The organism is Microbacterium sp. 1154, assembly GCF_031455375.1.
In the GTDB taxonomy this organism is placed as follows: Bacteria; Actinomycetota; Actinomycetes; order Actinomycetales; family Microbacteriaceae; genus Microbacterium.
Genome location: NZ_JAVDSN010000003.1, coordinates 349,673 through 375,493 on the forward strand (window position 1 = coordinate 349,673; position 25,821 = coordinate 375,493).

At 71.0% G+C, this 25,821-nt stretch carries 22 protein-coding genes; 2 read left to right on the top strand and 20 right to left on the bottom strand.

The genetic code is table 11. The features are described 5' to 3' along the window. Positions 1 to 119: 119 nt before the first annotated feature. From J2X55_RS13390 to J2X55_RS13415, 6 genes are read right to left on the bottom strand one after another with little or no spacing between them, the layout of a single operon-like run. On the bottom strand, positions 120 to 968 hold the full coding sequence (locus J2X55_RS13390; protein WP_115919475.1) for a MurR/RpiR family transcriptional regulator: 849 nt from the start codon (positions 966 to 968) through the stop codon (positions 120 to 122). Then, on the bottom strand, positions 958 to 1,782 hold the full coding sequence (gene phnE / locus J2X55_RS13395) for a phosphonate ABC transporter, permease protein PhnE (protein WP_309823989.1): 825 nt from the start codon (positions 1,780 to 1,782) through the stop codon (positions 958 to 960). Before phnE (J2X55_RS13395) ends, J2X55_RS13390 begins: the two co-directional genes overlap by 11 nt. Further along, positions 1,779 to 2,573: a phosphonate ABC transporter, permease protein PhnE gene (gene phnE / locus J2X55_RS13400; RefSeq protein ID WP_309823991.1), complete on the bottom strand. Its 795-nt coding sequence runs from the start codon at positions 2,571 to 2,573 to the stop codon at positions 1,779 to 1,781. The genes phnE (J2X55_RS13395) and phnE (J2X55_RS13400) overlap by 4 nt, the downstream gene beginning before the upstream one ends. Further along, positions 2,570 to 3,388: a phosphonate ABC transporter ATP-binding protein gene (phnC, locus tag J2X55_RS13405; protein WP_309823993.1), complete on the bottom strand. Its 819-nt coding sequence runs from the start codon at positions 3,386 to 3,388 to the stop codon at positions 2,570 to 2,572. The genes phnE (J2X55_RS13400) and phnC overlap by 4 nt, the downstream gene beginning before the upstream one ends. Next, positions 3,385 to 4,359 (bottom strand): phosphate/phosphite/phosphonate ABC transporter substrate-binding protein, encoded by a 975-nt coding sequence (locus J2X55_RS13410; RefSeq protein WP_210112177.1) that lies wholly within the window; start codon positions 4,357 to 4,359, stop codon positions 3,385 to 3,387. Before J2X55_RS13410 ends, phnC begins: the two co-directional genes overlap by 4 nt. A 25-nt stretch (positions 4,360 to 4,384) precedes the next feature. Further along, complete coding sequence (locus tag J2X55_RS13415; RefSeq protein ID WP_309823998.1) at positions 4,385 to 5,071, bottom strand: hydrolase; 687 nt, start codon at positions 5,069 to 5,071, stop codon at positions 4,385 to 4,387. 124 nt (positions 5,072 to 5,195) lie between these two features. Between J2X55_RS13415 and J2X55_RS13420 the strand changes: the two genes are divergently transcribed. Further along, positions 5,196 to 5,819 carry an amino acid deaminase gene (locus J2X55_RS13420; RefSeq protein WP_309824000.1) on the top strand — a complete coding sequence of 208 codons (624 nt, stop codon included), beginning with the start codon at positions 5,196 to 5,198 and terminating at the stop codon, positions 5,817 to 5,819. Between the two features lie 128 nt (positions 5,820 to 5,947). On the opposite strand, the gene J2X55_RS13425 is transcribed toward J2X55_RS13420, so the two are convergent. The 14 genes from J2X55_RS13425 to J2X55_RS13490 all read right to left on the bottom strand — a co-directional run bounded on the left by J2X55_RS13425 (position 5,948) and on the right by J2X55_RS13490 (position 24,187). Beyond that, positions 5,948 to 7,075, bottom strand: a complete 1,128-nt coding sequence (locus tag J2X55_RS13425; protein WP_309824001.1) for a LacI family DNA-binding transcriptional regulator — start codon at positions 7,073 to 7,075, stop codon at positions 5,948 to 5,950. A gap of 10 nt (positions 7,076 to 7,085) precedes the next feature. Further along, positions 7,086 to 8,945 (bottom strand): glycoside hydrolase family 3 protein, encoded by a 1,860-nt coding sequence (locus J2X55_RS13430; RefSeq protein ID WP_115919491.1) that lies wholly within the window; start codon positions 8,943 to 8,945, stop codon positions 7,086 to 7,088. Positions 8,946 to 9,034: 89 nt separating this feature from the next. Beyond that, the gene (locus J2X55_RS13435) at positions 9,035 to 9,934 is read right to left on the bottom strand and encodes a carbohydrate ABC transporter permease (protein WP_115919492.1); all 900 of its coding nucleotides are present in this window, start codon (positions 9,932 to 9,934) and stop codon (positions 9,035 to 9,037) included. A gap of 11 nt (positions 9,935 to 9,945) precedes the next feature. Continuing rightward, positions 9,946 to 10,893, bottom strand: a complete 948-nt coding sequence (locus J2X55_RS13440; protein ID WP_115919494.1) for a carbohydrate ABC transporter permease — start codon at positions 10,891 to 10,893, stop codon at positions 9,946 to 9,948. 4 nt (positions 10,894 to 10,897) lie between these two features. After that, positions 10,898 to 12,160, bottom strand: coding sequence for an extracellular solute-binding protein (locus J2X55_RS13445; protein ID WP_115919496.1), 1,263 nt, complete (start codon positions 12,158 to 12,160; stop codon positions 10,898 to 10,900). 224 nt (positions 12,161 to 12,384) lie between these two features. Continuing rightward, complete coding sequence (locus J2X55_RS13450; RefSeq protein WP_115919498.1) at positions 12,385 to 12,990, bottom strand: TetR family transcriptional regulator; 606 nt, start codon at positions 12,988 to 12,990, stop codon at positions 12,385 to 12,387. A 76-nt stretch (positions 12,991 to 13,066) separates the two neighbouring features. Beyond that, positions 13,067 to 14,686 carry a glucoamylase family protein gene (locus J2X55_RS13455; RefSeq protein ID WP_309824007.1) on the bottom strand — a complete coding sequence of 540 codons (1,620 nt, stop codon included), beginning with the start codon at positions 14,684 to 14,686 and terminating at the stop codon, positions 13,067 to 13,069. 207 nt (positions 14,687 to 14,893) lie between these two features. Continuing rightward, positions 14,894 to 16,402, bottom strand: a complete 1,509-nt coding sequence (locus J2X55_RS13460) for a helix-turn-helix domain-containing protein (RefSeq protein ID WP_309824009.1) — start codon at positions 16,400 to 16,402, stop codon at positions 14,894 to 14,896. 31 nt (positions 16,403 to 16,433) lie between these two features. Continuing rightward, positions 16,434 to 17,441, bottom strand: coding sequence for a DUF917 family protein (locus J2X55_RS13465; RefSeq protein WP_309824010.1), 1,008 nt, complete (start codon positions 17,439 to 17,441; stop codon positions 16,434 to 16,436). A gap of 2 nt (positions 17,442 to 17,443) precedes the next feature. Next, positions 17,444 to 18,571, bottom strand: coding sequence for a DUF917 domain-containing protein (locus J2X55_RS13470; protein ID WP_115919504.1), 1,128 nt, complete (start codon positions 18,569 to 18,571; stop codon positions 17,444 to 17,446). Further along, a complete protein-coding gene (locus J2X55_RS13475; protein ID WP_115919506.1) occupies positions 18,568 to 19,656 on the bottom strand; it encodes a DUF917 domain-containing protein in 1,089 nt (362 codons plus the stop codon). Before J2X55_RS13475 ends, J2X55_RS13470 begins: the two co-directional genes overlap by 4 nt. Next, positions 19,653 to 21,206: a hydantoinase/oxoprolinase N-terminal domain-containing protein gene (locus J2X55_RS13480; RefSeq protein WP_115919508.1), complete on the bottom strand. Its 1,554-nt coding sequence runs from the start codon at positions 21,204 to 21,206 to the stop codon at positions 19,653 to 19,655. Before J2X55_RS13480 ends, J2X55_RS13475 begins: the two co-directional genes overlap by 4 nt. 39 nt (positions 21,207 to 21,245) lie before the next feature. After that, on the bottom strand, positions 21,246 to 22,586 hold the full coding sequence (locus J2X55_RS13485) for a cytosine permease (protein WP_115919510.1): 1,341 nt from the start codon (positions 22,584 to 22,586) through the stop codon (positions 21,246 to 21,248). 122 nt (positions 22,587 to 22,708) lie between these two features. Next, entirely contained in the window at positions 22,709 to 24,187 is a 1,479-nt protein-coding gene (locus tag J2X55_RS13490) for a helix-turn-helix domain-containing protein (RefSeq protein WP_309824033.1), read from the bottom strand. Between the two features lie 130 nt (positions 24,188 to 24,317). Here J2X55_RS13490 and aceA point away from each other — a divergent pair, with 130 nt between their 5' ends. After that, positions 24,318 to 25,634, top strand: a complete 1,317-nt coding sequence (gene aceA, locus J2X55_RS13495; RefSeq protein ID WP_115919512.1) for an isocitrate lyase — start codon at positions 24,318 to 24,320, stop codon at positions 25,632 to 25,634. Positions 25,635 to 25,821: the final 187 nt, after the last annotated feature.

Below are 25,821 nucleotides of genomic sequence, written 5' to 3' on the forward strand. Positions count from 1 at the left end.
AGTCCGTGCCGACGCGCCCGGTGCCGGCATCCCGAATCGGCGTGTCGCCACCGGACTCCGCATGGCGGCACCCGGAGCACATCGGCGCAACGGGATGCCGAGACCCGGGCCCCGGAACGTCAGCCGACGTCGCCGAGGTTGTCGGAGAGGATCTCGAGCACGCGCTCGCGAGCGAGATCGGCATCGCCCGCCCGGGCACGGGCGACGGCATCGACGAACGCCTCGGCGAAGACCGCGTGGGCGATGCGGGAGGTGTGCTCGAGCTCGTCGCGGAAGGTCCCGCCCGAGGCGAGCACGAGCGACAGATCGGCGCGCTCGGTCAGGGGCGAGGCGACGAAGGAGGTCAGGGCGATCACGCGCGCCCCTGCCGCCCGCGCGGCCGACGCGGCGCGCAGGCTCGACTCGTTGGCTCCCGAGCCGCTGATGACGATGCAGACGTCGTCGGTCGACAGGTGACGAGCCGCGATCTGCTGGCCGATCGGGTCGCCCAGGGTCTCGGCGGGTCGTCCCACGGCGGTCAGGCGCATCGCGAGATCGCTCGCGACGGGAGCCGACAGGCCGCTCGCCACGACGAGCAGCCGCCGGGCGCCCACCACCGCGTCCACCGCGGCGTCGACCCCGTCGGCGTCCAGCAGGCTCGTGGCGGCGCGCAGGTCGTCCGCGATGCGGTCGATCGCCGAGCGGATGCCGCCGAGGGCACCGTCCTCAGCCACCGGGGGCACCGCGCGGCGTCCCCGTTCGGCGGCGAGCGCGACGCGCAGTTGCGGGTACCCGCGGTAGCCGAAGGTCTGACAGGCTCGCACGACCGTGGACCGACCCACCCCGACGCGATCGGCGATCTGCTGCGCGGTGAGTTCGATCACGGCATCCGGATCATCGACGATGAGGTCGGCGACGCGCCGCTCGCTCGGCTGGAGGGAGTTGCGGACCGCGGCGATGCGGGCGGTCACGGGGACCTCAGCGGACACGCGGACCCTCCATGATGCGTCGGCGGATGCGGCCCGAGACCGCGTCGATCGCGACGGTGACGACGACCACGACGATCAGGAGCATCCCGACCGTCGACCACTCACGGTACTGGGTGTAGGAGGTGAGCATGTCGCCGATTCCGCCGACCCCGATCAAGCCGAGGACGGCCGACGCACGCACGTTGATCTCGAAGCGGTACAACCAGAACGACAGGAACGTCGGCGACGCCTGGGGCCAGACCCCCCAGCGCAGCACCTGCGCGGTCGATCCTCCGGCGGCGCGGGCGGCTTCGATGGGACCCGGGGCGACGTTCTCGACGGCCTCGTAGCCCCACTTGCCCAGCGTTCCGACGCCGCCGATCGCGAGGGCGAGGGCCCCGGTGAGCGGGGTGAGTCCGGTGACCGACAGGATGATGATCGCGAACACGAGCTCGGGGACCGCACGCACGAGCGAGAAGACGAAGCGCAGCACCGCGCGCACGGGCGCCGGACCGAACCCGCGCGCCGAGATCAGCGAGAGCGGGGTGGCGATCAGGATGCCGAGGACCGTGCCGATCCACGCCATCTCGACGCTGCGCCAGGTCTGCCAGAGCGCCTCGGGGAGCTTCGCCGAGTTGGGCGAGGCGAACATCAGCCCGAGGTAGCGCGTGATCTCGGCGGGCAGCTCGCCGAGGCGTGACCACGCGATGTCGGCGGACCAGAACGCGGCGATCACGACGACGCTGACGACCACCCACGACAGGGTGCGCAGGGGGCGCCGGCGGCGGGGCGGTACGTCGGTGACCGCGACCGGGGAGGGGGCGAGGGCAGTCATATGAGCCTCCGGCGGATCGCGTCGCTGACGGTGTCGAGCACGACGACAATCACGAGGACCTCGACGATGACGAGCGACAGCTGGTCGTAGCGGTAGAAGGTGCGGACGGCGTCGATGAGCAGACCGATACCGCCCGCGCCGACCAGACCCAGCACGGTGGAGGCGCGGACGTTCAGCTCGAAGACGTAGAGGGTCTGCGACACGAACGCGGGCCAGGTGTCTGGGAGGGCGATCGCGCGGTTGATCTGCGTCTGGGTCGCCCCCGCGGCGCGACCGGCCTCGAGGGGCCCGAGGTCGGTGGCGTCGATCGACTCCGAGACGAGCTTGACGATGATGCCGACGTTGAACAGCACCAGCGCCAGGATGCCGGGAAGAGCCCCCACTCCGACCATCGCGACGAGCACCGCGGCGTACACCAGCTCGGGCACGGCCCGGATGACGTTCAGGATGCCGCGGACCACCGCCCGCGTCGGGGCGAAGGGGTTGGTCGGCCGAGCCGCCCAGAAGCTCACCGGCAGCGAGATCGCGGCACCCACCGCGGTGCCGATGACCGCCATCTGCAGCGTCTCGAGGATCGGACCGACCGTGCGCGGGAAGAACGACCAGTCGGGGGTGAGCAGTTCGCCGATGCGGAGAGCACCCTGCTGCCAGTTGCGAGCGATCGCGGCGACGTCGAGGCCCACCCCGACCCCCGGCAGGCACATGAAGACGGTCACCGCGACGACGACGCCCGCGGCGGTCCACGGCATCCATCTGCCCTTCGGGCGGCTCGGGACGACGAGCGCCGTCATCGCTCGAGCCTGTCGGCCGCGGTCACCGAGCGTCCGTAGATCTGGGCGAAGTCGGCGTCGGTGGCGGATGCCGCGGGGCCGTCGTACACCACCTCTCCGGCGCGCATGCCGATCATGCGCGTGCCGTACTCGCGGGCGAGATCCAGCAGGTGCAGGTTGACCAGCACCGTGATGCCGAGGTCCTCGTTGATGCGGCGGAGATCGTCCATGACCCCACGGGCGGTGGGCGGGTCGAGGCTCGCGACCGGCTCGTCCGCGAGGACGATCCGTGGCTGCTGCGTCAGCGCTCGGGCGATGGCCACGCGCTGCTGCTGTCCGCCGGAGAGCGCCGACGCGCGGTCCCACACCTTGGGCAGCAGGCCCACGCGGTCGAGGGCTTCGAACGCCAGACGTCGGTCGGCCTCGCGGTACGCGCCGAAGAGCGTACGCCAGAGCGGAGTGTGCGCGAGGCGGCCGACGAGCACGTTGTTGAGCACCGTGGTGCGTCCGGCGAGGTTGAAGCTCTGGAACACCATGCCGATGTGCCCGCGGAGCTCGCGCAGCCGGCGGCTCGAGGCGCCGTCGACACGACGGCCGCCGACCTCGACGACACCCGAGGTCGCGGGCACGAGGCCGTTGATCGTGCGGATGAGGGTCGATTTGCCCGAACCCGAGAGCCCCACGACGGCGATGAGCTCCCCGGGCGCGATGTCGAGAGAGACGTTCTTGAGCCCCACCGTGCCGTTGGGATAGCGCACCGAGACGCCGTCCAGGCGGATGCCCCAGGGCGCCGAGGCCAGCGCCTCGACGCCCGGGGTGAGCGATCCGGTCGTCACTGGAGTCCGAGCTGCTGGGCGGCGCGAGCGACCACGTCGAGCGACGAGGGGTCGGCCGGGGCGAGCTTGGTGATCGAGTAGACGGCCTTGAGGGCGGCGGAGCCCTCGTCGGTCGCGGAGTAGTCGGCGAGGGCCGTCGAGATCTTCTGCTGCAGCTCGGGCGAGAGGTCCTTCGACACGGCCACGCCGTCGTTGGGGATCTCGTTGGTCAGCCCGAAGACGACGACCTTCTGGCCCACGTCGGACTTGTCCTTCTTCACGAGCGTGCGGGCATCCCAGAAGCTGAACCCGACCTCGGCGTCGCCGTTGTAGACCGCGAGCACCGAAGCGTCGTTGGCCGTGACGGGCACCTTCTGGAAGCCGCTGTCGATGTCGACGCCGGCCTCTTTCAGCGCGAGCATCGGGTAGATGTAACCGGCGGGCGAGCCGGGGCCGAGGACGGCGACCTTGGCGCCGGCGATCTTCGAGATGCTGTCGAGACCCGCGGGGCCCTGCAGGGCGTCGGCGCCGTTGCAGAACGACATGCCGTCGCGCTCCACCACGGGGGTCTCGCAGTACTTGTCGGGGTCGTTCGTCATGAATTGCCCCGGGTAGGTGATGTTGCCGTTGCGCTCGGTCTGCAGCACGACCGAGGCGCCGTAACGGTCGTTCGCCTGCCACAGCTGCAGCGAGGGCAGGAATCCGATCTGCGCCTGGCCCGCGCCCATCGCCTCGACGGCGGCCTGGTAGTCCTTCGACACGACGCCGGTGACCGGGATGCCGAGCTTCTCGGTGAGCATGTCGGTGAGCGGCTTCGCGGTGTCGACGAGGTTGGCCTGGTCCTGCGACGGCACGAGCGCGAGCACGAGGGAGCTCGGGTCGGCGGCGGGACCGGAGGCGGCGCCCGCGGTGCCGGAGCATCCGGCCAGGGCGATCGAGGCGAGGGCGGCGGTGGCGAAGGCCGCGGCGAGACGGGAGCGACGAGTGTTCATGATTCCTCTGCGGGTCGGGTGGGATTCAGGCGTGGGACGAAAGGGGTGCGGCGGGGGGAGCGTCGACGTGGGCCGCGTCGACCCAGGCGGCGAGTGCGGGGAGCAGCTCGTCGAGGGTGTCGGCGCGAAAAGTGGGAGCGGCGGCCGGGTCGGCGTACCCGCCGACCAGGGCGGTGTCGAGACCGCGGGCGTGGGCGGGCGCGAGGTCGTTGCGCCACACGTCGCCGACGGTGAGCACCGGGACGCCGACGCCGAGACCGTCGAGCAGGGCCTCGAGTCCGGCGGGCTTGGCGGCGTCGGTGACGACGCGGTCGAACAGTCCCTCGAGCCCCATCGCGGCCAACGCTTCGTCGAGGCGGGTGGCGGGGGCGTTCGTGACGAGGAGGCGATCGGCATCCACCCGTGCGAGGAAGTCGGCGAGGCCCACGGCCGTCGAGACCGGAGCCTCGGGTCCGGCGAGCTGGGCACGGCTGCGCGTGTACGCGGCGGCGAGAGCGGCGTCATCGACGCCGGCGTCGAGCGCCAGGCGGCGGACGGCGTCGTAGCCGTCGATGACGTCGCTCACGGGAGCGGCGAGGTGGGCGGCGACGGCCGAGACGAAGGCGTCGGCGGATGCCGTGTGGACGGCGACCGCGCGGGCATAGGCCAGCAGGGGGCCGTCGCCGATCGCGACGGTACCGTCGAAGTCGAAGATGAGGACGGGGCGGGGCACGGGGGAACTCCTGTCGTGGACGTTGCGTCCATGGTGCACGTTGAATGTGGACGCAATGTCCACGTCGTGTAAACGCTGGATGAACGGTGCCTGTGTGCCGTCGCGACCGGCCTACCGTGGAGCGGTGCACCCCCTCGACGCCCTCGACGCCGCTGCGCTCCTCGCGGCCACCGACCCCGCGGCCGCGATCTCGTCGCTGCCCTGGCTCACGGCATCCCTCGCCGCGGACCGTGCAGCCGGACGCCTCGCCGCGTGGGGCCGCTCGAGCGTCATCGACGAGAACGTCGGGGCGGCGGTGCTCCCCCGCCCCCTGTTCGACGAGCTGCACCGCCACGCAGGCCTCGAGGCGACGTGGCCGGTCGGAAACGCCGGGGTCCTGCACGTCTACGGCTATCTGCTCTCGACCACCCCCACCCCCTACGGCCTGAAGCGCGAGCGGTGGCTGACGGACGACCTGGCTCTCGCCTGCGGACGGGAGGCCGGGGCGTTCCTGCCCTGGGCCGTCGCACAGACGCTCCTGTCGCGCGCGACCGCAGCCGCGTCCGCCCTGCTGGCCCGCCCGGATGCCATTGCCGAAGAGCCGGAGGGCCGCACGGCGCGCATCGCGCTCGGTGCCCCGCTCCCCGACGGCACCGCGGCTCTGGCCTACGCCGTCGACGGGCTCATCGTCACGATGTTCCCGGTGGCCGATCCCGCCGCGGTGCGGGCGGGTCTGGGCGCCCCGCGCCTGCGGTGGAACGCGGCCTGAGCCGAACGCCCGCGAACCGCCCCGCGAAAACCCGGGCCGACACGCCGGGCCACGGCATCCCGAACCGGCGTGTCACCCCCGAACTCCGCACGACGGCACACCCCACCGCGTCGACGGGGGAGGGAACTTCAGCAGCCGCAGCTCTCGCGCACTAGGACCCTCGGCTCGAAGACGACATCGAACGTCCCGCCTTCCGGCGGCGGGCCGGCCGTTCCGGCCAGGATGCGCGCGGCCGCGCGCCCCATCGCCTCCATCGGCTGGCGGACCGTCGTCAGCGGCGGACGAGTCAGGCGCGAGCCGAGAGTCCCGTCGAACCCGGTGACGATGACGTCGTCCGGCACGCGCACCCCCTCGGCCGCCAGGACGTCGAGGAGGGTGAACGCGTTCTGATCGGTCGCGCAGACGAAGGCCCGCGGCATCCGCCCCTCGGCCAGGAGCGCGCGCACCTGCGGCACGAGCTCGTTCTCGCCGCGTACGGTCGCGTCGAGGGAATCGAGACGAGGAGGGATGCCGCGGGCCTCGAGCTCGGCGACCATCGCGTCGCGACGCTCCACGGCATCCGTCGCTTCGAGTCGCCCCACGAAGGCGAGGTCGGTCGCGGCGTGCTCCTCGACGAGGTGGGCGACGAGGTCGCGCATCCCGCGCGCGTTGTCGACCCGCACGCGGTGGTGGGGATCGTCGGCCGGGGCGGCGCTGAAGAGCACGATCGGGATGCTCGGCATGTGTCGCGCCAGGGTCGGCGCGGTCTGCGGCGACGGGAAGATCGCCAGCCCGTCGACGCGGCCCACGGTATCGGCGACCGAGACATCGGCATCCGATCCGCTGCTGAGCATGACCGGTCGCCCCAGCGCCCAGCACTCCAGCTCGAAACCGCGCTGGACCTCGTCGACGTACAGCGGGAAGGCGCGAGGGTCCGACAGCACGTCGTCGTCGGTGTGGTCCCACGGGATCACTCCCCCGCTGTCGAGCGCCGGCGACTGCATCCCGCTGAGCGGTTGCGCCAGCGGGTCGGCCCGTTCGAGCAGCAGGTCGAAGGCGTGCAGGCCGAGGATGCCGGTGCGCCCGCGCGCGAGCCCGCGGGCCGCGCCGCTCGGGGCGTATCCCAGCCTCCGAGCGGCGTCGAGCACCCGCTGGCGCGTCGCGTCGCTCAGCTTGTCGGGGCGGCGGAAGGCGAACGAGACCGACGCGATCGAGACGTTCGCCTCGTGCGCGACGTCGTACACGGTCGGTCGACGTGTCGCCTGCTCGTCCGCCATCGGATCGGCCCTACCCCTCCTGCAGCGCGACGAGCTCCTCGAGCTCCAGCCCGTGGTGCACGGGGAAGACGGGATCGCCGCTGTCCGACGGTACATCCTCGCGCGAGGAACGCACGGCATCCATCGACCGGGGGATCTCGATCGGCAGCCGACCGCGCGGAGCGACCCGACCGGTCAGCGCATCGAGCACCGCCGCCGACGAACTGCCGTAATCGGCGACGATGGCCGCAGCGTGACCCACGAACGGGGTGAGGATCGCGGGGCGGTCGAGGTTCACCACGATCACGAGGGGGCAGGATGCCGCGATCTGGTTGAGGCGGTACACCAGCCCCGGCGCGAACTCGAGGGAGCCCTGGTGGAACCAGGCCTCGAGGAAGAGGTCGTCGCGCGGATCGAACGGCGCCCCGATACGCACCAGGGCGAGATCCGCCTCGGCGGGGTCGGCGACCACCCGGCCCAGCTCGGCGACGTCGTCGGCGCGGAATCCCTCGACGTAGACGTTCCCGACGGGACGGAGGGGCAGGACCGCCCCCTCGTTCACCAGGACCGTGAGCGACCGCGCCTGCGCCCGCTCGCCGAGAGCGCGGAACTCGGGGTTGCCCACCAGTCGCTCGGCCGCGTCGACGTCGACGTAGGGGTCGTCGAAGAGCCCGAGCTGGAACTTCACCCGCAGCAGGCGCCGCACCGATGCGTCGATGCGCTCCTCGGACACTCGACCCGCACGGACGAGGTCGACGAGCATCTCGACGCATTCCTCTCCGCCGAACTGGTCGTTGCCGGCATCCAGGATCTTCTCCATGCGCTCGATCGCGGTGAGGTGCTCGACGCCCCACGCGCGGGCGGGCAGCACCTGATCGCCGACGTGGTTGTCGTTGACGAGCTCCCAGTCGGTGACGACGACGCCGTCGTAGCCGAGCTGCTCGCGGAGCAGGCCCGTCACGATCTGCCGGTTGTAGCCGAAGCCGACCTCTTCGATCGGCTCCCCGTCGACCTCGAGTCCCACCGGCATGCCGTAGTACGGCATCATCGCGGCGGTGCCGCGACGGATCGCCTCGCGGAACGGCTCGAGGTGGTAGTCGAACATGCCGCCGGGGTACACCTGCTCGCGCCCGTAGGGGAAGTGCGCGTCCTCACCCCCCTGCTGGGGCCCACCGCCCGGGAAGTGCTTCGTCGTGCAGGCGACGCTGTCGGGGCCGAGCTCGTCGCCCTGGAAGCCCTGAAGGTACGCCGCCGTGAACGCGGTGACCCGCTCGGCATCCTGTCCGAGGGTCTGCGCCTGACGCCCCCACCGCGGTTCGGTGGCGAGGTCGATCTGCGGGTGCAGGGCCGCGCGGATACCGACGGCGACGTACTCGCGCCGTGCCACCTCGGCGAACTCGCGCACGGTGTCGACGTCGTCGAGCGCGGCGAGGCCCAGCCCCTCGGGCCACTGCGAGAAGGGACCTGCCGAGAAGGCGACGCCCGTGTTCTCGACGAACGCGTGACGCGGGTCGGTGCTGATCGTGACCGGGATGCCGTGCGGCGTCGTCTCGGCCAGCGCCTGGAGGTTGTTGTTCCAGGTCGCCGCCTGGCGCGCGGTACGGATCGCGTGCACGTTGAAGTGGTTCATGTGCTTGCGCACCACGACCTCGGTCGTCGGGGACTTCGAGATCTTGCCCGGAGTCTCGAGCAGCTCGCCGTCGTCGCCGACCTCGATGACGGTCTGGAACATCAGACCGACCTTCTCTTCGAGGCTGAGGCGCTGGACGAGGTCGTCGGTGCGCTCGTCGACGCTGAGCGTCGGGTTCTCGTACGGGTCCATCACGCCGTTGCCGTTGAGGTCGCGGAAGCGCGTGCCGTCCGGCGCGGTGGAGAAACGGGGGGAAGTCATGCGGGTCCTTTCGGGGCCGCCGGTCCGGGGACGGGCGGGAGCTCAGGGGGTCGAGGGCGGGGTGGGCTTCGACGGCCCACCCCGACACCTCACTTCAGTCCGGTCGAGGCGATGCCCTGGATGAAGTAGCGCTGCAAGAAGACGAACAGCAGGATGATCGGCGCGATCACCAGCACGGATCCGGCGAGCAGCAGGCCGTAGTTCGTGGCGCTCTGCCCCGTCGAGTACAGCGAGAGCGCGACCGGGAGCGTGTACTTCGCCTCGGTCTGCGCCGCCACGAGCGGCCAGAGGAAGTTGTTCCACGAGGCGAGGAAGGTCAGGATGCCGAGGGTTGCCAGCGGCGGCCCGCACAGCGGCATGACGATCCGGGCGAAGATACGCAGTTCGCCCGCGCCGTCGATGCGGGCGGCCTCGAGGAGCGGATCCGGGATGCCGAGCATGAACTGCCGCATGAGGAACACGCCCAGCGGTGTCGTGACGAAGGGCAGGATCAGCGCCGCGTAGCTGTCGACGAGGCCGAGGGACGACACCATCACGAACAACGGAACGAAGGTGACGACGCCGGGGACCATGAGCGTGACCATGACCACGAGGAACAATGCCTTCTTGCCCGGGAAATCCATCTTCGCCAGGGCGTAGCCGACCATCGAGCAGAACACGAGGTTGCCGGCGACGGTGAACAGCGCCACGACGATGCTGTTGCCGAAGAACTGGCCGAAGTTCAGCTGTCCGAACCAGGCGCCGAAGTTCTCCCAGGTGAACTGCTGCGGCCACCAGGTCGGCGGGCGCTGCAGGATCTCGCGTTGCGTCTTCACCGAGCCCAGCAGCATCCACGCGAAGGGCAGGACCCAGACGATCAGGCCCACGACCAGCACGGCGGTGGTCAGCGCGCGGCCGGGGGTGAGGCGGTTCTCGGAACGGCGGCGACGGCGCGGCGGCTCGGTCGCTTCGACGACGGCGGCCGGAACCGCGGGGGTGGTGAGAGTCATGGCATCCGCCCTCAATCCTTCGAGCGCAGCACGCGGAACTGCACCAGGCTGAGCAGCGCGATCGCGAGGAACAGGAGATAGCTCGCGGCCGACGCCGTGCCGTACTGCCCGAAACCGAACTGCTTGAACGTGTAATAGGCCACCGAGAGGGTGGAGTTGAGCGGGCCGCCCTGGGTCATGACGAACGCCTCCTCGAAGAACTGCAGGAAGCCGACCGAGATGAGCACCGCGCCCAGCAGCAGCGTCGGGCGCAGCAGCGGGAGGGTGATCGAGGTCAGTCGCCGCCACGACGAGGCACCGTCCATGAGGGCGGCCTCTTTGACGTCGGTCGGGATGGCCTGGAGCCCGGCGAGGAAGATGACCATCAGCGTCCCCACGTTGCGCCACACCGCCATCGCGATCAGCGAGGGCAGAGCGGTCCGGGTGTCGTTGAGCCAGTCCGGACCCTGGATGCCGATGATCGCGAGCGCCGCATTGAGCAGACCCTCCGGCTGCAGGATGTAGCGCCACACCACCGCCACCGCGACGATGCTCGTCACGACCGGAGCGTAGAAACCGACGCGCAGGATCGAGACGAAGCGGCCCGTGCTGGCGTTGAGCGCGAGGGCGAGAGCGAGCGCCAACGCCATGGTGACCGGGATGCCGACGACGACGAACGTCGCCGTCACGCCCAGCGACGTGAGGAAGACCGGATCGCCGAGGACGCCGGCGTACTGCTCGAGCCCGACGAAGTTCACCGAGAACGGCGAGCGGATGTCGCGGGCCGTGAAGTCGGTGAACGACATCGCGAAAGAGCCCACGATCGGCACGACCATGAAGACCGCGAAGACCACGACGAACGGCAGGGCGAAACCCCACGCGACCCATCCCTGGCGCCGACGGCGGCTCGACGCCCCGCCGGCGCGGGCGCGACCGGGGGCCGGAGCCCGCCCGGTCACGCCCACGACTGCCTGCGCCATGGCCTCAGCCCAGACCCAGCTGGTCTGCGGTGGACTGCAGCTCCTTCAGACCGTCGGCCGGCGACTGCTGACCCAGACGGAGCTTCTCGAGCATCGCGTCACCGGCCGCGGCGACCTGCACCCACGTGGTGACCGCGGGCACCGACTTGGCGGTCTCGAGCTGCGTGCCGAACGCCGCGAGCGTCTTCGACGAGGCCAGCGCGTCGGTCTTCCAGGCGTCCTGGACAGCGGGGAGGTCACCGGTCGCCTCGTACCAGGCGGCCTGCGTCTCGGGTTCGGTCAACCACTGCACGAGCTTCCAAGCGCTCGCGGCGTTCTTCGAGTTGTCGAACACGGCGAGGTTGGAGCCGCCGCTGAACGAGGTCGAGTTCTCTTTGGCCGGCAGCACGGCGGTCGAGATCTTGTCGCTGAAGCCCTCGCCGCCGAGCTCCTCGAGCAGTCCGATGAACGCAGGCCCGTCGATGAACATCGGGGTGTTGCCCGAGACGAAGTCCGCCTCCTGCGCACCGGCCGAGCGGTCGGCGGCGGGGTTGGCCAGGCCGTCGGTGTAGAAGCTCTGGTAGTACTCGAAGGCCTCGGTGGTCTGGGGGGTGTCGAGGGTCCAGGTGGACCCGTCCTCCAGCTCGGCACCGTTGGACCACGGCATCCAGAGGTTGCCCTGGAACGAATCGTTGCCGGAGGGGAAGCGGATGCCGTAGTCCGCGCCACCCTTGGACTGCATGTCGGCAGCCATCTTCTTCAGGTCGTCCCAGGTGGTGGGGGCCGTGGTCCAGCCGGCCTGAGCGGCGATGTCGGTGCGGTAGTACAGCACGCGCGTGTCGACGTACCAGGGCACGCCCGCGGCGCGGTCGTCGACCTTGGTCGAGTCGAGGGCCCCGGGGAAGATGCCGTCGGTGGAGAGGTCGGTCGGCACCGTCTGCAGCGCGTCGCCGAAGTCGGCCATCCAGGTCGAGCCGACCATCGCGAGGTCGGGGGTGTTGCCGCCGGCGATAGCGGTCTGGAACTTGCTGTACGCGGCATCCCACGGCACCGGCGTCACATCGACGGTCACGCCGGGGTTGGCATCCTCGAACTTCTTCACGAAGGCGGGCAGGGCCTCGCCCTCGGCGCCCATCGCCCACATCGTGAGCGTGCCCTCGGCCTTGGCGTCGCCGATCGTCGAGGCTTCGGCGGGACCGGAGCCGGAGTCGGAGGGGCGCCCGCAACCGGTGAGGGCGATCGCGGCCACGGCGACCACGGCCACCGCGCTCCATCGGGACTTCTTCATCGTGTTCCTCCTCGAACGGGGCACCCGCCGTCGGGTGCCGCTTGCACGTCGCGGTTGAGTTTAAGCGCATAACCTCTGTGTTGCAACCCACCCGCCGCCCCGTGCGAGCCCGACATGACCCGGTTTGCCCGAGATGACATCCGATTGCCGTGCAGAGCGCGTCATCTCGCACTGAGAGGGTCATCTCGGCGACAGGTCGACACCGCGAGGCGGATGCCGGGGGCTCACGCCGGAGGCCGCAGGTACCCCCTCACGAACTCGGCGAACAGCGCGGGCATGTCGACCGACTCGTCGAGAAGCCACTGCTGCTGCAGACCGTCCATCACGGCGCTGAGCAGGCGCGCGGCCCCCTCGGGATCGATGTCGGCGCGAACCTCGCCCGCGGCCTGCCCCGCACGCAACAGCTCCGCTGCCGTCTCGGCGCTTCGCCGGTAGCGATCGGCGAAAGCGTCGTGCGAGGGATGAGCGGGATCGCCCGCCTCCGCGACGACGAGCGTGTACAGCGAGGTCAGGCCACGCGTCGTGGCGTTGTGCGCGACGACCTTCTGCATCTGCTCGATGAGGGTGTGCTCGCGCGGATCGCCCGCCGCCTCTCGCACGCTCTCGTCGCGCTGGCGAAGCACCTCGGCGAACAGCTCCTCCTTCGAGGCGAAGTGATGCAGGAGCCCCGCGGGCGTCAGCCCCACCCGCGACGCGACCTCGCGCAGCGATCCGGCCGTCACCCCCGACCGGCCGAAGACCACGACCGCCTCGTCGACGATGCGCTGGCGCGTCTGCTGCCCCTTCGCGTAGCTCCCGCGGCGCGCGCGAGGAGCGAGTGCGTCGGTCATCGGCATCCTCTCCCCCATCCGGACACACCGGTGCCCGGAACCTCCGCGAGGCACCGGGCACCGAGCGACCGAGCCGTCAGGGACGCGAGGCGCCCCACGACGAGCCGAAGACCTGTTGCTCGATGGCGGGCCGGAGGTTCTGCTCCATCCTGTCATCGACCATGTAGTCCTTCAGCGAGTCACCGGTCAGCGCATTTCCGATCGCGGCCATGATCATCGACTGATCCAGCGACAGGTACCGTTCGGCGACCGTTCCGCTCTTCACCGCGACAGCGTCGTAGAAGCCGCCGGGCCCATAGGCACCGAGCTTCTTCTCCAGGCCCCGGAGGTTCTTCAGCACACCCTGACGGTCGTACGGCAGCGCGAGGAACGCCGCGTGCGGGGTGACGACCCCGTCGCCGAACGTCGGGTCGGGGTTCGTACCCTCCGCGCAGCCCGGGCGGTCGATGTCGACGTCGGTCTTCTCGGCATCCGAGGTGTATCCGTCGGAACGGATGCCGGCGATGTCGACGCCGTATTCGGCGTAGCCGCCGAACGGGTTGCTGGCGGGCGAGAATCCCCAGTAGCCGTACCCGGCGTCCTTCAGACCGTGGCGCTTCTGCACCTCGACGGTGATCGGGTGGTTCACGCCCCACGAGCGCGGCCCCCACTCGGCCTCGGGGATGAGGAGGTCGGGCATGAGAGCCTCGAACATGCTGCCACCCCAGCTCGGCACGAAGGACATGCCGTCGGAGGAGTACACGCCCTCGTAGACGTCGACGCCGTCGTAGCTGCGCGTCTCACCGGTGGGCAGCTGCTCCTGCCACGCCCAGTCGCAACCCGCGGGCATTGTGCGGTGGGTGCCGTAGAGACCGGATGCCGGGATCGCCCCCTCGGAGATACCGAGGTACGTCGCGATGCGGCTCTCGCTGACCGTCGTGTCGTAGTGGTGGCAGGTGTAGAACGCCGTCTCTCCGCTGCCGTTGTACATCGGGGCCTCGACCGCGCAGCCCTCACCGGGAGGGGCCTCCCAGAAGCCGCCGCGGTTCGTGCCGGCCGGAAGACGCGCGGCGCCCGCGGTATCGAAGAAGGCGGAGAAGTCCATCGACCGGTACAGCGCATCCGCGCGGTCGGCGAGCGCGGGCTCGGCCTCGCGGACGATCCGCAGACCGGCGGCGAGCCACCCGTTGTCGACGGTGCTGAGGAACGGGTGGATGACCTCACCCGACGTCGGGAAGATCTCGAGCTTGGCGCCGGTGTCGGGCGCGTACCAGTTGTAGTACATGCCGCTGCCGTCGTTGCGCTCCATCGTCTCGAGCGTGGAGACCGTGGCGGTCAGGCGCTCGCGCGCCTCGTCGGCGTCGATGATGCCCAGGTCGCGCGCGGTCACCGTCGACCAGAGGTAGCCGCCGATATTGGTCGGCGAGGTGTACCCGGATGCCGTGGACTCCTCCAGCGCGCCGCCGATGTTGTCGTCGGGCAGGCCGGTGTTCTCGTGGGCCATCGCCGCGAGCGAGGTCCAGGTGTCGGCGGCGTAGCGTTCGAGGTCACGCGCGCCCGGGCCGGCGTGGGTGGGCGGACCGGCGTGACCGGGCCCTTCGGAGTAAGCGGGCGGGCCGGGCTTCTCGGGCGGTGCGGCGACGGCCGGGGCGCCGGCGGCGAAGCCGCCCAGGACGAGTCCGACGACCGCGGTGGATGCCGCGAGGGTGTGCTTCATGACTGCTCTCCTCATCGAAAGCGCTCCGGGGGTATGGAGCTCGTTGGTCAGAAACCTTACATGCGTTAGGTTTTCTCGCAACCCCCGGTCTCACGGCGTCGCGAGATCATACGATCCGCGCGAAGTCACGTGCTCGCGTAGCACCGGACCGTGACCTCGTGCCGACCGTGTGGTCTCGGCATCCCTCCCCCTGGGCCACCGCCCGCGTCAGCGCAACGCGCGGCAGGCGAGGTGCAGGGCGAGGCGGGCGTCGGTGTCGGCGAGGTCGACGCCGAGCAGCTCCTGCGCGCGAGCGATGCGCATCGCCACGGTGTTGCGGTGCAGACCCAGGGCGGTCGCCGTGGCCGACACGCCCGACTCGTGGTCGAGGTAGGCCGTCAACGTCTCGAGAAGTTCCGGGCCCTGCGAGGCGAGAGGTGCCAGGAGCGACTCGGCGGCGGGCACGAAGGTGTCGGACCCGGCCCACGACAGCAAGACCTGCTCGATGCCCAGGGCGTCGACGCGCACGAACCATCCGGTCGCGGCGCGCCCGGCGGCGATGCGCGCTCCGTCGACCGCGCCGTCGATGCTGCGCAGCAGCCCGCTCGCGCCGCTGTCGAGCGAGCCGACGCCGGTCGCGACGTCGAACGAGCGCCGCGCCTGATCGTGCAGGGCACGCACGGCGGCGACGTGCTCGTCGAGGCGGGCGGGTGCCGGCGGCTCGGCGAAGCTCAACCAGCCGGTCACGCCGCGGCCGCTGGTCACGGCTTGCGAGTCGACGGGCAGGGCGGCCAGGCTCCGGCGCACGAAACGCAGCAGTTCGAGGGTCTCGAGCCGACGGCGCCCGGCGATGCGGAAAGCGAGGTGGTACCCGCCCGTGCGCCAGCCCCGCTCGCTCATGCGCTGCTCGACGTCGGGGTCGCGAGCGTCTCGAGCCTCGAGGAACTCCCGGAGCAGACCGGATGCCACGGCGGCATCGCTCACGTCAGCCACCTCGTCGATGAGGATGCGCGCGGCCACCGCGGGCATCGCCACCTCCGCCGCCACGGCGAGGGCCGACAGCTGCGCGGCGCTGAGCCCCGACCCGAAGACGGCCAGACGCAGCCCCGCGCGACTCGGACTGTCCACGCGCACCGACGCGGCCGCTCCTTCGGCCACCGAGACCACGTCCTGCCAGAGACCGAAGTCGATCGCCGCCCGCACCGGTTCGGGCAGGTCGCCGCCGGCTTGCAGCAGCACGCCCTCGGCGTCGATGAGCGCGACGCCGTGTCCGACGCTGGCCGAGAGGTGGCGCAGCAGGTCGGCCAGGTGTGCGGCGGAGTACTCGATCGACTGCGCAACGCGCCGGACGTACCCGAGCGTCAAGGCGTCGCGGCCCTGCACGAGCTCCCACCCGGCGCGGGCCAGGGCCATCGGGTCGTCGACGGCGAGCAGGGTGAGCCCGAGGCGTGCAGCCAGGCCCCGACTGCCGGCCCCCAGCACGTCCGCCCCCGAGAGGGCGAGACCGCGGAAGCCGCGGTCGCGCACCCGGCGCACGAGGGCGTCCTGCTGCCAGGGTGCCGACGGCGGCGGCTCGATGAGCGCGGCGAGATCGCCGTCTCCCCGTTCGGGCAGCAGGGCTTCGCGCGCGGCGACCACCACGCCGGTGAAGGCCTCGACGCCCGGGGCGTCGACCAGCACGCGCACCCGGCCGTTCGCGGGGTGCGCGAGCAGCGCGCGCAGATCCAGGGGCGTCATGATGCCCCGCTCCCCGCGGGGCGCGCGCACGTCACGCCTCCACCTCCAGGTCGCGCAGGCCGTAGGCGGCGGGCACCACGTGCGCGAGGCGCTCCGGTGAGCCCTTCCACCACTCCGGCGCGGCAAGCGCGACGACGCGCACGTGCCGGGCGAGGGTGACCTCATCGACCTGCAGCACGTCGCCCGACACGCTGTCGATCGCCACGAGGATGTCGGGGGATGCCGCGAGGGTCAGTCCGTCCCGGGTCACCGCGAGGAACTCCGACCGGGCGACCAGGCGCAGCAGCGCACCGTCGTCGCGGGTCAGCTCGACCGATCGGACGAAGGGGTCGTCGGGTACCGCGTCCACCGCACTCACCCGTCCCGCCCCGAGGATCCGCGCACCGGAAAGGCCCTCCCCGAAGATGTCGGCATCGCCTAAAGCGGCCGCCCGGGCGAAGGTCCCCGGGATGCCGTGGGCCGCCAGGTCGCCGACGGTGAAGCCCGCGACGAGAACAGCGCCCGCTCCCCCGGCTCGGATGAGACTGGCACGCACGAGGCTCTCGACGTCGGCGGACCGCGCCGATTCGACGACCATGACGCCCCCTCCGGTGTCGGCGACCAGCACGACACCGGGCACGGCGTCGACGACGAGGGAGAGCTGGTCAATCCCGGGCAGCGCGCGACCCATGAGATCGGCGTCGACGAGCGTGTGCTCGCGGGCGAGGAGGAACGGCGTGAGGCCGTTCAGGCCGGCCCCCTCCATCGCGCACACGGCCACCGCCGCCACCCCGGTCCAGCGCTCTGCCGCCGCCAGAAGCGGCGCGAAGGCGTCTTCGGCGGGCACGCGTTCTCCCAGCAGGTAGGTCGACCCGGCGAAACCGACGGCGACGCACGGGGTCAGGGGGTCGAGGTCGTCGACGTCGTGCAGTTCGACCGGGCCGTCGAGCACCTCGGCGGCCATGAGCTCGAGCAGGGTGGTGGCCCCGCCTCCGCCCGAGCCGAGCAGCGAGAACCCCCGGGCCAGCGCCCGCAGGCGTTCGGGCCCGAGGGTTCTCATGCTCACAGGGTAATGAGCCGCCGCACCTCGGCGCCCCGCAGCTGCTCCACCGGTTCGAACGCGTCGGCGAGACCGAACGCCGAGGGACCGAACGCGGCGAGCGCGCCGGGGCTGCGCATGATGTCGGGCGTCGAGATGCCGAGCACGCGCACGCGCTGTCCGTAGCGCAGCCCCTCGGTGGTGATGGGCTCGGCCGACTCGATGTCGGTGATGCAGATGAGGTCGGGCACGATCGCCACCAACTCGCCGTCGCGGCGGGCGACGAGGTTCTCGTTCTGGAACGCGACCTCGAGCGTCGCGTCGTCATCGGGGTCGAGCGCGCTCATGGTGGCGCGCCCCTTCGCGAAGCCGTCGGTGGTGCGTCGCTCAACGTCGGTGACCTTGCCGACGAACAGCTCCCGCACGTGCGGGTACAGCGTGGTCGAGAGCACCTCGGCGATGGCCTCGAACGGCGAGCGGTGCTGCTCGCGGGCCTCGCGGATGCCACGCCCCAGCGCCAGCGCCATCGACAGCGTCCGCGGAATGGCGGTGCGGCGCACGTCGGCTCCGGTCATCGCGTACTCGGCGATGTGCGACACCCCGCCGAGGCGGATCGTGACGCCGCGGGCGAGCCACTCCATCTGCCGGTCGTCGTCGCCGGTGTCGATGATCGCGGTCTCACCGCGCTCTCCCGCGAGGGCCAGGGGCGAGCCGTGCACGCCGTAGACGGCGAAGGTCTCCATCGACAGCTCGGGGAAGGCGCGGCCCATGCCGTCGGCATCCACCACGGGCAGCCCCGTCTCAGCGGCGACGAGCAGCGGGATCATCGAGTTGATGCCGCCGCACTCGATCGGCATGGTCGCATCCGCGGTGCGACCGAGGTGCTTCTCGAGGGTCCGCAACGCCAGGGTGGGCTCGGTGCCGGCCGGGATCTTCTCGATCATCACGGTCGGGGCGCCCATCTGCGCGGTCGGGATGACGAACAGGTCGTCGGCGAGCTCGTCGGGGTCGAGCACCGTGATGCTCCCCGCACCCAGCACGCGCTCCACGAGCTTCTGCCCGATGTAGGGGTCTCCGCCGCCCCCGGTCCCCAGCAGCGTGGCGCCGCGGGCCAGGTCGGGCAGGTCGGCGGCGGTCAGGGTCCAGCTCATGCGGCGGTCTCCAGGTTCTCGATGGTTCCGTCGAAGCGGTGGGAGGGCAGGTCGTATCCGAAGTAGCCGGGTCCGACCATGGCGAGGGCTTCGGCGCTGTGCCAGCGCTCGTCGCTGGGCGCGGCGATCACGCGCACGCGCTGGCCGTAACGCAGGCCCTCGGTGGTGATGGGCTCGGCGCTCTCGGCATCGAGCACGATGATGAGGTCGGGGGTCGTGACCAGGATGCCGGTGGTCGTACGCGCGATGAGGTGCTCGTTCTGGAACGACAGCGTCAGGGTGTCGCCCGGGCCCTCGATGCGGGCGTTACCGCGCGCGAACCCGGCGGTGGTCCCGCGCTCGACGTCGACGACCTTGCCCTCGAACACCTCGCGCCCGCCGAGGGCCTCGACGACCGCGGCGACCGGGTCGGTCTTCGCCTCGCGCGCCGCGACGATGCCGCGTCCGATCGACAGGCACGCCGAGAGCGATGCGGGCACGAGCGCCTCGCGTGCGCTCGCCCCCGACATGGCGAAACCGGCGAGCATCACCGAGCAGCCCATCTCGACGCACGCGACGCGGGCGATGCGCTCGGTCCAGGTGTTGTCGATCGTGGACAGCACGGCGGTGTTGCCCTTCTCGTCGGCGAAGGCGAGGGGCGATGCGGTGATGCCGTAGAGCGTGGGGAGCACCATCTGCAGCTCGGGAAACGCGCGGCCCATGCCGTCGGCATCCAGCAGCGGCAGGCCCAGGGCGGCCGCGGCGGCGATCGGGATGGTCGAGTTGACCCCGCCGGCTTCGGCGCACGCGATGTGGGTGACGGGGCGTCCGAGCGAGGCGCCGAGCGCGTGAACGGGGGCGACGACCTCGTCGAGGCTGGGGAGCTTCTCGACCATGACGGTCGGGGCGCCCATCATCGCCACCGTGAGCACGAGCGCGTCGTCGGGTAGCTCGTCGAGGCCGACGACCGTGACCGGCCCGTGCACCGCCAGCGCCTGTCGGGCCAGCAGCGCCCCGATGTACGGGTCTCCCCCGCCCCCGGTGCCGAGCACGGCAGCACCGCGGGCGAGGTCGCCGACGAGCGACGGGGTGAGCTGCCAGCTCACGCCCGCACGCCCATGTCGAGGTCGCCGACCGCTTTGACGCGCACCCGGGTGGCGTTGCCCGGCAGGTACGGGATCGGCACCTCGTCGAAGTCGACGATCGACACCGACGACGGTCGTGCACCGGCGGCGATGGCCTTGTCGACGGCCTCGGCGCGGATCGCGGCGATGCCCTCGTCGCGGCGGCCCGCCTCGATCGCGTAGACCTTGTCGATCTCGCCGCCCACCTGGGCGATCGAGGCGCCGATGGCGTTGGCGACGGCGTAGTTGCGCGGGCGGTGCACGGCGCCGAACATCGGCAGCTCCTCGGGGAGCAGGATGCTGCCGCCGCCGACCGCGACGACCGGGATCGGCTCGGGCGAGGTGCGCATGCGGTCGACGGCCTCGGCCACGCGGTCTGCGATGCGTGCGAGCACGCGCTGGACGAAGGCGGGGTCGAGGTGCGCGACGCGCGAGGGGTCGCCGACGTTCGCGCGACCGGCGGCCACCGCGATGTCGGTCGCGGTGAGGGTGGAGCCGCCGAAGACCAGCGCCTCCTCGGTCAGGCGGTAACCGACCGACGCGGGCCCCACCTCCGCGGTCTCCACGTCGACGATCGACCCGCCGCCGATGCCGATCGACAGCACATCCGGCATCCGGAAATTGGTGCGGATGCCGGCGACCTTCACCTCGTTCGCCGTCTCGCGCGGGAACCCGGCGTTGAGCAGACCGATGTCGGCCGTCGTGCCGCCGATGTCGACCACCGCGCACGTCTGCAGGCCGCTGGTGAGGGCGGCCCCGCGCATCGAGTTCGTCGGGCCCGAGGCGAAGGTCGCGACCGGGTAGAGGCGCACGTAGTCCTCGTCCATCAGCGTGCCGTCGTTCTGGCTGAGGAAGATCGGCGCCTCGATGCCCTCGGCGCGCACCGCGGCGGTGAGCCCGTCGACGATCTCGGACGCGAGTTCGCGGAGCGCGGCGTTGATGATCGTCGCGTTCTCGCGCTCGAGCAGACCGATCCGGCCGATCTCGTGCGAGAGCGAGATGGCCACGTCGGGCCCCAGCGCGTCGCCGAGGATCTCGGCCGCGCGCACCTCGAGGTCGTGGTTGACCGGTGAGAACACCGACGAGATCGCCACGGAGCGCACGCCGTTCGCCTTCATGTCGTCGGCGATGCCGCGCAGCTCGTCCTCGTCGAGCGGCGAGATCGGCCGCCCGTCGAACTCGTACCCGCCGTGGGCGAGGTAGCTGCGCGCCTGGATCGCGTCGGTGAGGACGCTCGGCCAGTCCACGAGCGGCGGCAGGGCCTTCGTCGCGGGAAGCCCCAGTCGCACCGCGGCGGTTGGTGCGAGGCGCTGGGCCTGCACGAGGGCGTTGATGAAGTGGGTCGTACCGATCATGACCGCGTCGATGTCGGACCCGGCGAAGTCGCGTTCGGCGCGGAGGGCCGCGATCGCGTCGACGATGCCGGTGGTGACATCCGGGCTGGTGGACTTCTTCACGCCGGCGAGGGTGTCCTTGCCGTCCATGAGCACTGCGTCGGTGTTGGTGCCGCCGACGTCGATGCCGATGTGCATGGGTGGAGCTCTTTTCGTTCGGGGGGGGGGGGGGGTGGGTCAGGATGCCACGGGGGCGGCGTCGCGCACGGGAGCCTGCGCGGTGGTCGCCTCGCCGACACCGCGCACCCAGCCGAGCTTTCCGGCGACGGTGTACAGCACGATCGAGAGCACGAGCGAGGAGATCGCCGGGATCCCCCAGGTCACGAAGTAGCCGACGAGGGCCGAGACGAGCCAGACCACCAGGGTCACGGGTACCAGGCGCGGAGCCGTCGCCGGCAGGCGTCCCTCGGCGCGCGAGGCGTCGAGCTCGCCGCGCCAGCGGCGCACGATGAAGTACTCGGCGACCATGATGCCGGCGATGGGCGGGAAGACGACGCCGAGGATGATGAGGAAGCCGGTGAACTGCGACAGGATGCCGGCGGCGGCGAGGATCGATCCGACGACGCCGAGCACGATGGTGGTGCTGACGCGGTGCAGGTTCTTGCCGAACGCGGTGGAGATGAAGTTCACCAGGCCGAGGGTCGACGAGTACAGGTTCCAGTCGTTGATCTTCAGCGTGCCGGTGATGACGATGATGAGTCCCACGAGGCCGACCGACGACGTGACGATCGCGACGATGTTGCCCGACTGGGCCGCGTGGGCCAGGAGCACGCCCGAGAGGCCGATGACGAACTCGCCCAGCGAGACGCCCACGACCGTCTGCTTGACCACGTCGGCCTTGGAGCGGTTGAAGCGGGTCATGTCGGCGGTGATGATGGCGCCGACGATGAGGCCGCCGGCGACGATCGCCGTGCCCTGCCACACCGACATGGTTGGTCCTGGCGCGGGCGAGGTGATCAGGTCGCCGAGCGAGTGGTTGCTGAGCTCGGTGATGATCGACCAACCGACGAGCACGAGGAACAGCGGCACGGTGATGTTGGCGAGCCACTGCATCCCGACGAAGCCGACGGCGACGATGGCCGTGACGGCGAGGCCGAAGAGCAGGCTCCACGCCCACATCGGCATCAGGCCCGGCAGCAGCGAGTCGAGCGACTCGGCGGAGATGGCCGACTGGATGCCGAACCAGCCGATGAGGCTGATGCCGATCGCGAGGCCCACGAGCGAGGCGCCGATCTCGCCGAAGCCGGTCCAGCGGGCGAGCAGCGCGGTGTTGAGTCCCTCCTTCTGCCCGATGATGCCGACGATGCACATGATGACCTCGAGGATGATCGAGCCGAGCAGCAGCGCGAGGAAGGCCTCGCTGAAGGTCATCGCGTAGCCGAGGGTGGCGCCGAGGAGGAACTGCGACAGGGCCGAGACCTGGCCGAAGCGCTGGACGGCGATGCCGAACCAGTGCTTCTGGGCGTCGGGTGTCACGCGGCTGAGGGCGAAGTCGTCGGCGTGTGCCATACGTGCCATGGGAGTGTCCTTTTGCGGAAGAGGGACGGTGCGGGTGCTGCACACGCTATTGGCGACGGCCACTCCTGCCCATGTGCATGTCGCCCGGATTACCCCAGGCAATATGCATAACGCACATCTCGTCAGTCGGCCGGCGCGTGCGCCTGCAGGAACTCGTACATCTCGGTGGTGTCGACGCCGGGGAACGCCCCCGTCGGCAGCGTCGCGAGAAGCGTCCGCGGCGTGCGCACATTCGGCCACGCCTGTCCCCGCCAGGCGTTCTCGAGATCGGCGGGGGCCCGGCGGCAGCAGGTCTCGACGGCGTGCCGCGAGACCCCGCGGTTCGGGGTGTCGCGCCCGCGGAACCACTTCGTGTCGTCGAAGCGCACGCCCACGCTCACCGAGTGCGCTCCCTCGCTCGACTGCTCGACGCGCGCGGTGCACCAGTACGTGCCGTTGCCGGTGTCGGTGTACTGGTAGTACGGGTTGAACAGGTCGTCCTCCTCGAAGACGACGCGACTCGTCCAGCGCCGACAGCACATCTGCCCCTCGATCGAGCCGAGTCGGTCGGTCGGGAAGTTCACGTCGTCGTTCTCGTACGCCTTCGTGATCGTCCCCGACTCGTGCACTTTCAAGAAGTGCACCGGGATACCGAGGTGCACCGTCGCGAGATTGGTGAAGCGGTGCGCCGCGGTCTCGTACGACACCGAGTACGCGTCGCGGAGGTCTTCGATGCTGAGGGTGCGCCGCTGCTTCGCCTCCCGCAGCGCCGCGACGACGTGCGCCTCGGGCATGAGCAGCGCACCGGTGAGGTAGTTCGTCTCGACGCGCTGCCGCAGGAATTCGTCGTAGCTCGTCGGCTCGCCGTGCCCGAGGATCCGGCTCGACAGCGCCTGGAGCACCGCCGCACGGGGGTCGCCCTTCGCGACCTTCGTCGACAGGTACAGCCGCCCGTTCTTCACGTCGGCGATGCTGCGCGTCGACGAGGGGAGGTCGGGAACGTAGTGCAGCGAGAAGCCGAGGTGCGCGGCGATGTCGCTCGCCCCGCGCTGGGTCAGCGGTCCACCCGGGTGCTCGATCGCGTCGAGAATCCCGGATGCCACCCGCTCGAGCTCCCGAAAGTGATTGTCCTGCGTGCGCATCAGGCGTCGCAGCGCCACATTGGCTCGTCGTGCCTCCTCGGGCGTCGCGGAGCGCTCCTCGCGGAGGCGTTCGATCTCGGCCTGCAGCGCGAGCAGGGCGGCGAGCGCCTCGTCGGGTACGGAGCGCCCCACACGGAACGGCTCGATGCCCAGAGCCTGGAACGTCTGCCCGCGCATCGCGCGTTCCACGGAGATCTCGAGCGCCGCCCGGGCGTCCAGGGGTTCGGCATCCAGGATCTGGTCGAGCCGGCACTCCAGCGCCCGCGCGATCCCCTGCAAGAGCGTGAGCTTCGGTTCGCGACGGCCGTTCTCGATCATCGACATCTGGCTCGGCGCGCGACCGACCGCCGCAGCGAGCTCGTCGAGCGTGAGGCCGCGCGCGGTGCGCAGCTGTCGGATGCGTCGTCCGATGGTGAGGGTGTCCACCTCTCCATCGTCGAAGGGGAGGGATGCCGAGGAAGTCGAGACGCCGGTGTCCATACGTGAGGTTCTCACGGAAACAGAAGATCGCGCGATCTTCACACGAAGAATCCGGTTCAACCGCGACTTTCTTCGCCGACAGTGGTCTCCACGGGGCACCGCCGCCCCGGCATCCGAGAGGAGAACGTTCATGACGATCCAGGCCACCCCCGCCCCGCAGCCCCTGCGCCCCGGCGATCAGACCGAGACCGCCGACGAGATCCGCGCCGCGTGGGAGAACGACCCCCGATGGGACGGCATCGAGCGCACGTACTCGGCCGATGACGTCGTCCGCCTCCGCGGCAGCGTCCGTGAGGAGTCGACCCTCGCCCGCCGCGGGGCCGAGAACCTCTGGAACCTCATCCACACCGAGGACTACGTCCGCGCACTCGGCGCCTACACCGGCGGTCAGGCGGTGCAGCAGGTGCGCGCGGGCCTCAAGGCCATCTACCTCAGCGGCTGGCAGGTCGCCGCCGACGGCAACCTCGCGGGCCAGACCTACCCCGACCAGAGCCTGTACCCCGCCAACTCGGTCCCCGCGGTGGTCCGGCGCATCAACAACGCCCTGCTGCGCCAGGATCAGATCGAGGGCGCCGAGGGCGAGCTCACCCAGGACTGGCTGGCCCCGATCGTCGCCGATGCCGAGGCCGGCTTCGGCGGACCGCTCAACGCCTACGAACTCGCGCAGTCGCTCATCCAGGCCGGGGCCGCCGGCATCCACTGGGAGGACCAGCTCGCGAGCGAGAAGAAGTGCGGCCACCTCGGCGGCAAGGTACTCGTACCGATCCAGCAGCACATCCGCACGCTCAACGCCGCACGCCTGGCGGCCGACGTCGCGGGGGTGTCGACCGTGATCATCGCCCGCACCGACGCTCTGGCCGCCGACCTGCTCACGAGCGACGTCGACCCGCGCGACGCGGAGTTCCTCACCGGTGAGCGCACGCCCGAGGGCTTCTACCGCGTCCGCCCGGGGCTGGACGCGGTCATCGCCCGCGGTCTCGCCTTCGCCCCGTACGCCGACCTGCTGTGGGTCGAGACCGGCGAGCCCGACATCGAGCTCGCGCGCCGCTTCGCCGAGGCGATCCACGCCCGCTACCCGGGCAAGAAGCTCGCGTACAACTGCTCGCCGAGCTTCAACTGGAAGCGGCACCTCGACGACGAGCAGATCGCCACGTTCCAGGCCGACCTGGCCGCTCTCGGCTACGCCTTCCAGTTCATCACGCTGGCCGGGTTCCACGCCGTGAACCACTCGATGTTCGACCTCGCCCGCGGCTACGCCGAGCGCGCCATGAGCGCGTACGTCGAGCTGCAGGAGGCCGAGTTCGCCGCCGAAGCCCACGGGTACACCGCCACGCGCCACCAGCGCGAAGCGGGCACCGGTTACTTCGACGTCGTCTCGACCGCGCTCAACCCCGACAGCGCGACGCTCGCCCTCGCGGGCTCGACGGAGACCGCCCAGTTCCACTGACCCTCGCCGCGCGCGCCTTCGTGCGGACCATGTCCCCCTTTGGGCAGACCTTGTCCCACTTTTGGTCGCCCGGGCACACCTCAGGCAGCCACTTTCGGGACATGGTGCTCAACGGCTTACCCCGCCGCGCCGCACCCGTCGTCCCAGCCCCGCCCCGCGCCTCGTCCCCCTTTGCGCAGACCTTGTC